Source organism: Streptomyces sp. SID5910, assembly GCF_009862125.1.
GTDB lineage: Bacteria > Actinomycetota > Actinomycetes > Streptomycetales > Streptomycetaceae > Streptomyces.
Genome location: NZ_WWHX01000412.1, coordinates 1 through 294, shown reverse-complemented (window position 1 = coordinate 294; position 294 = coordinate 1). Strand labels below are relative to the sequence as shown.

The window sequence follows — 294 nt, the reverse complement described above, 5'->3', positions numbered from 1 at the left end:
TCCCGCGACGGCGGCGGCGAGAAGTCCTGGGGCGGCGGCGAGCAGGAGAAGCCGCACGGCGGGATGCACACCGGCGGCGGCGGGCTGGCCCAGCCGGGCGCGACCGCGGGCGGCCTGGCCGTCCTGGGCGTGGCCGCCACCGGTCTGTACGCCGCGCGTCGCAGGAAGTCGGCCAACGGAGCGGCCTGAGCCATGCCGGGCGCGATAGCAGTCGGGCCGCCACCCGCGCACCGCGTGGCGGCCCGGCTCGCCGCCCGCCCCCGCCCCGCCGCCGTGCCTAGTGAGGTGTTTCCC

1 pseudogene is annotated in these 294 nt (G+C 79.9%); it reads left to right on the top strand.

The annotated features are described in order from the left end of the window. A pseudogene (locus GTW67_RS14675) lies at window positions 1-189 on the top strand (hypothetical protein); the annotation flags it as partial. Between the last annotated feature and the right edge of the window lie 105 nt (window positions 190-294).